The 8652-nt window shown below is 70.5% G+C and carries 8 protein-coding genes; 6 read left to right on the top strand and 2 right to left on the bottom strand.

Annotation, left to right across the window (positions count from 1 at the left end; translation table 11 throughout):
* On the top strand, window positions 1-782 hold a 782-nt coding region (locus ABD907_RS16090; protein WP_345217284.1), incomplete at its 5' end, for a DUF7927 domain-containing protein.
* Between the two features lie 310 nt (window positions 783-1092).
* Complete coding sequence (locus ABD907_RS16085; protein ID WP_345217283.1) at window positions 1093-3717, top strand: LuxR C-terminal-related transcriptional regulator; 2625 nt, start codon at window positions 1093-1095, stop codon at window positions 3715-3717.
* A 106-nt stretch (window positions 3718-3823) separates the two neighbouring features.
* On the opposite strand, the gene ABD907_RS16080 is transcribed toward ABD907_RS16085, so the two are convergent.
* Window positions 3824-4771, bottom strand: a complete 948-nt coding sequence (locus ABD907_RS16080) for a hypothetical protein (protein ID WP_345217282.1) — start codon at window positions 4769-4771, stop codon at window positions 3824-3826.
* A 228-nt stretch (window positions 4772-4999) separates the two neighbouring features.
* Here ABD907_RS16080 and ABD907_RS16075 point away from each other — a divergent pair, with 228 nt between their 5' ends.
* Both ABD907_RS16075 and ABD907_RS16070 read left to right on the top strand, forming a co-directional pair.
* On the top strand, window positions 5000-5521 hold the full coding sequence (locus ABD907_RS16075; RefSeq protein ID WP_345217281.1) for a peptidylprolyl isomerase: 522 nt from the start codon (window positions 5000-5002) through the stop codon (window positions 5519-5521).
* Between the two features lie 237 nt (window positions 5522-5758).
* On the top strand, window positions 5759-6373 hold the full coding sequence (locus tag ABD907_RS16070) for a rhomboid family intramembrane serine protease (RefSeq protein ID WP_345217280.1): 615 nt from the start codon (window positions 5759-5761) through the stop codon (window positions 6371-6373).
* A gap of 283 nt (window positions 6374-6656) precedes the next feature.
* Here ABD907_RS16070 and ABD907_RS16065 read toward each other — a convergent pair whose 3' ends face one another.
* Window positions 6657-6965: a cell division protein CrgA gene (locus ABD907_RS16065; protein WP_345217279.1), complete on the bottom strand. Its 309-nt coding sequence runs from the start codon at window positions 6963-6965 to the stop codon at window positions 6657-6659.
* Between the two features lie 157 nt (window positions 6966-7122).
* Between ABD907_RS16065 and ABD907_RS16060 the strand changes: the two genes are divergently transcribed.
* Both ABD907_RS16060 and ABD907_RS16055 read left to right on the top strand, forming a co-directional pair.
* Complete coding sequence (locus ABD907_RS16060; protein WP_345217278.1) at window positions 7123-7875, top strand: DUF881 domain-containing protein; 753 nt, start codon at window positions 7123-7125, stop codon at window positions 7873-7875.
* A 137-nt stretch (window positions 7876-8012) separates the two neighbouring features.
* Window positions 8013-8633, top strand: coding sequence for an aminodeoxychorismate/anthranilate synthase component II (locus ABD907_RS16055; protein WP_345217277.1), 621 nt, complete (start codon window positions 8013-8015; stop codon window positions 8631-8633).
* Window positions 8634-8652 lie beyond the last annotated feature (19 nt).

Genomic DNA, 8652 nt, shown 5'->3' with positions numbered 1-8652 from the left:
ACGATGACGCGCAGGCCACGGCCGGTGAGGTCGCGTTCGAGGAGCCCGAGCTGACCTGGGCGGGGCCGTTGGAGGTCGATGAGGAGGTCACGTTGACCTACTCGGTGACCGTGACGGCCGAGGGTGATCGCCACCTGGTCAACGTGGTGACCACCGACGGGCAGTGTGTCCCGGCCCAGGGTCAGGACGAGGCGTGCACCACCGAGCACCTCAACGGTGCCTACGTGTACTCCAAGACCTCCGACCCGGAGTCCGGGTCGCAGGTCGGTCAGGGTGACGTGGTCACCTACACGGTGGTCGTGGAGCAGGTCGGTACCGCCGGGGTCGAGGACGCCATCGTGGTCGATGACCTCTCCGGGGTGTTCTCGGTGGCGGACTGGAACGGTGACGCGTCCGCGTCCTCCGGCACGCTCGAGCGGGCCGGGGACCAGCTGACCTGGACCGGTGACCTCGAGGTCGACCAGGTCGTGACCCTCACGTACTCGGTGACCGTGGGTGATGAGCCCGACGCCACCATGGACAACGTGGTGACCAGCCCGGACGAGCGTGGCAGCTGTGTCCCGGCCGCGGACGGCAACCCCGGCTGCGCGACCGAGCACCACACGGCCTCCGCCCCGTTGATCCCGGGCCTGCCGAACACCGGTGCCCCGGTCTCGCTGGCCACCGTCCTGGGCGCGATGCTCCTCGTCGGTGTCGGCGGAGGATTCATGGGCCTCAGCCGGCGGCGCCGGCTGGCCGCTGGGACCACCACACCGGGGATGAGGCTCGAGGACCTGCTCTAACCCCACCCCGCACACGGCCCCTCGAGTCCTGACCGGTTCCCCCAGACCGACCAAGACTCGAGGGGCCGACCCACGCCCACGCCCCGGACACCAGGCCCGAGACACCGACGCCCGCGGCACCGACGCCCACAACACCGACGCCGACCGACGGTGACGAGCCGAATAGTCATTGCCGCACCACCGAACGGCTGCCGCACTACACTCCCGGCAGGGGGGAACCTGGATGACGTTGGCGTCAACACGGCAATCGATAGCGCGTCGGCTCGGCGCGCCCACATCCGCTCGGATTCCTCGAACACCAGCACGGGTCGTGGATCGCGAGTGGCTCCTGCGCCGGCTGGACCGGCTGGCGCCGCTCACGGTGATTCGTGGCCTCCCCGGCATGGGCAAGACCACCCTTGCCGCGACCTGGGCGGCACGCCAGCGCGCGCAAGGCGCGCATGTGGTGTGGCTGAATGCCCGATCGGCGCGCGCCTCCAGGGGCGATGTCTTCGCCGAGCTTCTGCGCAACGCGCTGGTCGAGGGCGGCCTGGTCACTGCCGCGGCGCTGCGCCTGGAATCGACCGGTTCCGGCGAATGGGGAGCCCAGCTCGCCGAGGACCTGTCCGACCACGTCCAGCAACTCGTGCTGGTTATCGACGACGCCGACCCCCTCACCGATCCCGCGACCGCCGCCGGGCTGTGCCTTCTGCTGTCCCAGCTGCCCACGGTGCACATCCTGGTGTGCGCACGCACGTTCCACCCGATCGAGGAAGAGGCCGAGGTCCACGAGCTGCCCATGACGGTGCTGACGGGGCGGGACCTGAGCGTCACCGTGGGCGAGCTGCCCACGTTCGCCGCTTCCTGGGGGCACGAGCTCAGCCACGCCCGGGCCCTCGAGCTGCACGGCGCCGTCGGCGGCTGGCTCGCCGCCGCCAAGTTGGTCCTCGATCGCACCCCGCCGACCGCGGCGTCGTTCGCCAGCGACGTCGCGCTGCACCTCTTGCGCGAGGCGGTACTGCCGCAGATCGTCGACGACGGCGTCGCGGAGGTCGCGATGTGTCTGGCAGTCGCCGAGGAGATCACCGAGGACCTCGTTCGCACGTTGTTGGTCGACGATCCCTACACCCAGGGCCTGCTGGGGAACCACACGCCGGCTTCCCTGCTCGTCCGGCTCGAGCGGCACGGTCTGCTCGAGGAGGCCCCGATGCGGCCGGATGCCCGGGCCTGGCGGTTTCCGGTTCTCGTGGGTCGCCTCCTGGCCGACACCCTCGCCGGTCGGCACCCGGAGAGGGTCGCCCACGTGCACCGCGCGATCGCGCGCATGCTCGTGACCGACGCTCGGGCGGGTGCCCAGAAAGCCGTGCTCCGGCACGCCCGGGCGGGCGAGGACTGGCCGCTCCTGGCGCGTCAGTGGACGGCACGAAGCCTCCAGCTGGTCGTCGCCCATCCTGACGCGGCGGTCGCCGCCTACGCCGATCCACCCCGGACCGCCGTCGAGGAGCATCCGATACTCGGCCTGGCCGCCGCCACGATGACAGGCTTACGCCCCCATGTCGACGACAGGACTCGTGCGGGCCACCTCGGGGCCCAGCTGCGCCACCTGGGCGCGATGCACGCGGTGCGGCGGTTCCGGACACATGACGAACAGTCGCTGGCGGTCGCGGCGGCGATGGCCGCGCACCGCGTCGACGGCGATCCGTTCGCTGCGCTGAGGCTCGCGCAGGATTTCACGAACCGCGTCGACGCCGAGGGTTCGATCCTCCCGACGATCAGTGCAGGCAACGCCGCGTTGCTCGACGCGCAGTGGGCGCTCACCGCCTTGCTGGCTGACGACACGCCTACCGCCCTGGAACGAGCGACGCGCAGCTACCACGCCGCCACGGGCGAGGGGATGGACCTCGTGGCCGGCATGGCGACAGCGCACCTGTCTCTGATACACGCCACCTTGGGCAGCACCGGTGACGCGCGGTTCTGGCTCGGTGTGCACGAGGGCCTCGCCACGCAACCCGTGTGGCTCGACCATCTCGTGTCGGTGCCCGCGCACATCGCCCGGGCGTTGCTACACCTCGACGAGCTCGATGACGCGGCAGCTGGTCGCGAGCTCGCCTTGGCCGGGGACGGCACCGACGCCGTCGAGGTGTGGCCCTTCATCGCCTACGCGAGTGCGCGCGAGGCGCTCGTTCTCGACGACCCGGTCCCGGCCCTCGCACGGCTCGAGCACCTCGGCACCGTCCATCCCCGCATCGAGCCGCGAGGGACGGCACGATGGATCCTGGACCGGTGCTCCGCGGAGCTCATGCTCGCGCAAGGCGAGCTCAACAGGGCGCAGCGGCTCATCGCCGGCGCCGTCACCGGTCCCGGCGCGGTGGCATCAGCGGTCCCCCGTGCCCGGCTCGCCCTGATCGCCGGAGAGTACGCCCTCTCGCACAGCATCGTCTCCCAGAACCTGTGGGACCGGCGTTGCGTCCCGCGTGACCGGGCCGAGCTGCTCATGATCCAAGCAGCCGCCGCGGTGGCGATGGACGACAGGTCCGCCGCGGCTGAGGCGTTCACCCGAGGGCACAGGCTCGCCAGGCACATCGGCACACTGGTTCCGTTGACGACCCTCCCGCGCCGTACCCGCGACCGGCTCCTCCAGCTCACCGATATCGACCTGGACGCCGACGTGCGCCGCCGCATCGACGCACGCCCGGACGTATATCCGGAGTCGGGCAAGCTTGTGACGCTCTCCCCGCGCGAGGCGGTCGTGCTCGATCAGATGGTCCACCACGACACCGTCGCCGAGATCGCCAGGGCCCTGACGGTGTCGGTCAACACTGTGAAGAAGCAGACCATCGCGATCTACGCCAAGCTCGGTGTCCACGACCGCGCCTCGGCGCTGCTTCAGGCGTACGGGCTCGGGCTGCTACCCGGGCGCGCCGAGCCCGGCGTCCGCTCGCACGACGCGGTCTGACCCGTCCGCGCCCGCCTGCGGCTGCGCACCGTCCGGGTGTCTGCGGCCCGGCACGACGAAGGGCCCGGCGAGAAAACGCCAGGCCCTTGTCAGTGGAGGTGTCGCGTCAGCTGGTGCTGCCCGGGCCCTTCGTGTCGCTGGAGCCCGCCGTGCCGGTCGTGCCCGTCGTGCCGGTGGAACCCGTCGTGCCGGTGGAGCCGGAGGTGCCAGTACCCGCAGCACCGGGCGCCCTCCTGGCGGCGTCGCCCTCGGCCTCCTCGGCCTTCTCTGCCACCGTCTCGGCGGCATCGGCAGTGGTGTCCGCCGTCTTGGCGGTGGTCTCGGCGGCGTTGTCGCCGGCCTTCGCCTTCGCCTCGCTGGTCTTCTCCCTGACCGTCTCGCTCACCTTGCCGGCGACCTCGGAGGTCCTTTCCTTGGCGGTGGCAGCGGCGGCCGAGAGCTTCGCCGTCGGGCTCGAGCCGGACGTCCCCGGCGCGGGCGCCGTGGAGTCGTCCCAGTACTCCTCGGCCCACGGGTCGTCCACCGGCTGGCTGCGGCGCCACAGCAGGTAACCGGCGCCGGCCGCCACGGTCCCGACGACGACCCAGCCGAACGTCTTGGCGACCGGGCGGCCCTTCTTCGGCGGAGTGGCCAGCGCCTTCTTGGCGGCTGCGCCGGCCTTCCCGGCCTTGGCCCCGACGCCGCTCGCGCCGGACGAGGCCTCGGCGGCGTCCTGCATGGCCTTCTGGATGCGGGGGAGATAGTCGTCGACCAGGCGCTCGTACGCGTCGTCCACTGCCGGGCGAACCCTCTCGGTGGCCTCTTCGATCTTCGGCGCCGTGGCGGACACGGTCTTGCGCCATGCCTTGTCGACGCGGGGAGCAGCCCAGTCGACTGCCGCCTCGACCCGAGGGGTAGCCCAGTCCTTGCCGTGGTCGGCGAACTCGGAAGCCTGATGCCCGAGGTGGCTTGCCTGCTGCGCGGCGACGGCCGCCTGCTGCTGCGCGATCGCTCCGAGCTCGGCCGCTTGCTTGCGCACCCTCTCCGCCTCGATGATCTTGCGCTTGCGCGACATGTGCTCTCCCTGGTCGTCGAAGGACAGTCCGGCAGCGACCGGAGGTGGTACCGCCAGTGCTACAGGGTCCCATCTTGCACGGTTTGCGGCCCGATTGCTTGTGGGTGCCCGGATTTTCTGCCATGAGGATCGTCGTGCGGGGTCTGGGACTGGCTCGCGAGCGGTGCTCCGGGGCCCCGAGGGTCGCCCGGGTGCCACAGTCGTGGACCGTCGTGCGAGGATCGGTCTATGGAAGCCACGCTGCACACGACTGTCGGTGACATCACTGTCGAGCTGTATCCGAACCACGCGCCGAAGACGGTCGCGAACTTCACCGAGCTCGCCACGGGCGCGCGTACCTGGACGGACCCGGCCACCGGGGAGGAGACCGACAGGCCGCTCTACGACGGGGTGATCTTCCACCGCGTCATCCCGAACTTCATGATTCAGGGCGGCGACCCCCTCGGACAGGGCACCGGCGGACCCGGCTACCAGTTCGACGACGAGATCCACCCCGAGCTGGACTTCAGCGAGCCTTACGTGCTCGCCATGGCGAACGCCGGCAAGATCGCGGGCCGGGGCACCAACGGATCTCAGTTCTTCATCACCACGGGTGCCACCACCTGGCTCCAGGGCAAGCACACCATCTTCGGCAAGGTCACCAACCCGGCCTCTCGCGCCGTCGTCGACACGATCAACACCACGCCGACGGACCGACGAGACCGGCCCACCGAGGACATCACCATCACTTCGGTGTCCGTCACCGAGTAAGCGCGGATGACGTACCAGACCGGGGAGTCCGGGTCCCCGCAGATGCCCGTCTGCCCGCGCCACCCGGACCGTATCTCCTACGTCCGGTGCCAGCGCTGCGGGCGACCCGCCTGCCCCGAGTGCCAGCGGCCGGCGGCGGTCGGTGTGCAGTGCGTCGACTGTGTCCGGGAGGCCCAGGCGTCGGTGCGTCCGACCCAGACGGTTCTCGGCGGGCGGTACCGATCCGGCCGGCCAGTCGTGACGATCACGATCATCGCCCTCTGCGTGCTCGTCTACCTCACCCAGCGCTTCACGCCGGACGTGCTGCAGCAGCTGGCGTTCGCACCGAGCAGCGGTGACGAGGAACCGTGGCGGTTTCTCACCGCGGCGTTCCTGCACGCCGGCTGGCTCCACCTGGCGGTCAACATGTACGCCCTGTGGATCGTCGGAAGCGTCCTCGAGCCGGCGCTCGGGCGATGGCGCTTCGTGGCGATGTTTCTGCTGTCCGCCCTCGGCGGCTCGACGGCGGTGCTGCTGCTGGCGGACCCTGCCGGACTCTCGTGGGTAACGTCCGTGGTCGGCGCCTCCGGCGCCGTCTTCGGTCTCTTCGCCGCGATCTTCCTCGTGCTCCGACGCTTCGGTCGGGACGCCACGCAGATCCTGGTTTTGTTCGCCATCAACTTCGCCATCGGGTTCATCTATCCGGGCATCTCCTGGCAGGCACACCTCGGCGGTGCCGTGGTGGGCGCGTTGCTCGGGCTGGCGTACGTCTACGCGCCCAAGGAGCGACGTACCACCCTGAGCGTGGCGGGCACCGCCTCGATGGCAATGTTGCTGCTCGTGCTCGTCGCGCTCCGGTACGCAACCGTCTGACCGCCACTGCCACCGCCAGAAGGCATGGTCACAACGGTGTAACTTTCCACGGCTGTGTACACACCTGTGGAAAAGCCCGCGCGTGGACATCCACAGATGTGGGCAACCATGTGGAGAACTACAGCCTTGTCATTTAGCCCCGGACGACCGAGCGTCAGTTACGAAACCGCAGGTCAGCACGCTGGCCGACGCCGCTCGCGCCTGGCGGGACCGTCCGGCGGGCGCGCTGGCGCGGCGCGCAAAAACCTCTGTCCAGAGATGTGGAAACAGCGCTGCGGTGCCTTCAGCGCCAGCGGAGCGTCATGAAGAAACCGACGAGCATCACGCCGAACCCGATCGCGAGGTTCCAGTTGCCCAGGCCCGGGACCGGGGCGTCCCCCCGCATCAGGTAGGTCAGCACGACGCAGATCAGGCCGATCACCATGAGGGTGACCATCGTCGGGGCCCACCAACGCGGACTCGGCGGCGGGGGCGCGTCCGACCGCTCACGCCTGGCGGCCGGGTCGTCGTTGCCGGACTGGCCGGCCCGGGTCGCGGAAGGGCGGTCCTTGCCCTTCTGGGCCGCATTCTTACGCTTCTTGGACTCGGGCATCCACCTTCTCCTCACACGGGCTCGCGTGCCTGCCGGACCGCCCCGTCGCACACGGAACGGGTCTGACCGGCCGTGCGCTGACCTGCCGGTGACCTAGCGTAGTGTCGCACGCAGGCCGCCACGGCCGGGTCCACGGCCGCGAGCCGGGAGGAGAAACGTGAGCTCGACCGCTCCCGAGACCGGTGAGCGCCGTCGGATGCCGAGACGGATCTCGGTCGGCACCGGCGTGGTCGGACTGCTCGCAGGGCTCCTGTTCGCCACGAACGCCTCCGTCTTCGCGGGTGACAGCTTGCGCCAGCCCCAGAACCTCGAAGGCCTCGCGCGTGCCGAGACCGAACGGCTGGAGGAGATCGAGGCCGAGAACGCCGCGCTGCGCGAGCAGATCGCCGAGCTGACCGCCGGCGAGGAGCCGGTGAGCGACGGGCCGGCGGGTAGCGACGTGCCGGCGGCGGCCGTGGGGCTCGAGGCCGTTCACGGGCCGGGCCTCGAGGTCCAGCTCTGGGACGCCCCGCCCATCCCTGAAGACGACCAGGGTGCGTTCGCGCCCGACGCGCTCGTCGTGCACCAGCAGGACATCGAGGCGGTCATGAACGCGTTGTGGGCCGGCGGGGCCGAGGCCATGTCCATCCAGGGCCACCGGGTGGTGTCCACCACCGGTGTCCGGTGCGTCGGCAACGTGCTGCACATCGCCGGACGCACGTACTCCCCGCCGTACGTCATCCGGGCGATCGGGGACCAGGACTCCCTGCAACGTGGCCTGGATGCCGCCGCCGGTGTTCAGGTCTACCTGCAGTACGTCGAGGCAGTGGGCCTCGGATGGTCCGTGACCGAGGAGGAGGACATCGAGCTGCCCGCCTACACCGGACCGCTCGCCCTCCAGCACGCCGAGGTCCTCGCGGATCGCAACTGAGGGAAGTCCCCGCCGAGCGAGCCCGGCTGCTCGATGGTCCGGGGAGAGAAGGCTGCGACATCCCCGTCGTGCCCGGCGGTGCAAGAATGTCAGGACCGTCCGCCGTCGGCACACACCAGCACCGTGGGAGCACCCTCATGACCCGGATCCTCGTGGTCGACAACTACGACAGCTTCGTCTACACGATCGTCGGCTACCTCCAGCAGCTGGGGGCCGAGACGACCGTGGTGCGCAACGACGCCATCCCGCGCGACCTCGAAGGCTTCGACGGCGTCCTGGTCTCGCCCGGTCCCGGTACGCCGAAGGGTGCGGGCGGAACGATCCGGCTCATCGAGGCGTGTGCGGACCAGTCCAGGCCCATGCTCGGCGTGTGCCTCGGCCACCAGGCGCTCGGCGAGGTCTTCGGCGGTGTCGTCACGCACGCGCCGGAGCTCATGCATGGCAAGACGTCACAGGTCACCCATCGTGGCGCCGGTGTCCTCGCCGGCCTCGACACGCCCTTCACGGCCACCCGGTACCACTCCCTCGCCGTCGTGCGTGACACCGTCCCCGACGAGCTGGCGATCACCGCTGAGACCTCGGAGGGGATCGTCATGGGGCTGCAGCACCGGACCCTGCCGCTCCACGGCGTCCAGTTCCACCCGGAGGCGGTGCTCACCGAGGGCGGTCACCGTCTGCTTGCCAACTGGCTCGCCGCCACGGGCGACGGCGACGCCCTGGCCCGCTCGGAAGGTCTAGCGCCGCTGGTTCGGCGGTGAGCGGCTGAGGCCCGCCCCG

It is taken from the genome of Georgenia halophila (assembly GCF_039541595.1).
Note: the sequence above shows the minus strand (reverse complement) of the source record. Positions and strands in the feature narration are given on the sequence as shown.

What these genes read in the sequence shown, in the direction of transcription:
- ABD907_RS16080 (WP_345217282.1), bottom strand. Translation starts at nt 4,771, where the DNA reads ATGTCGCGCAAGCGCAAGATCATCGAGGCGGAGAGGGTGCGCAAGCAA.
- ABD907_RS16075 (WP_345217281.1), top strand. Translation starts at nt 5,000, where the DNA reads ATGGAAGCCACGCTGCACACGACTGTCGGTGACATCACTGTCGAGCTG.
- ABD907_RS16065 (WP_345217279.1), bottom strand. Translation starts at nt 6,965, where the DNA reads ATGCCCGAGTCCAAGAAGCGTAAGAATGCGGCCCAGAAGGGCAAGGAC.
- ABD907_RS16055 (WP_345217277.1), top strand. Translation starts at nt 8,013, where the DNA reads ATGACCCGGATCCTCGTGGTCGACAACTACGACAGCTTCGTCTACACG.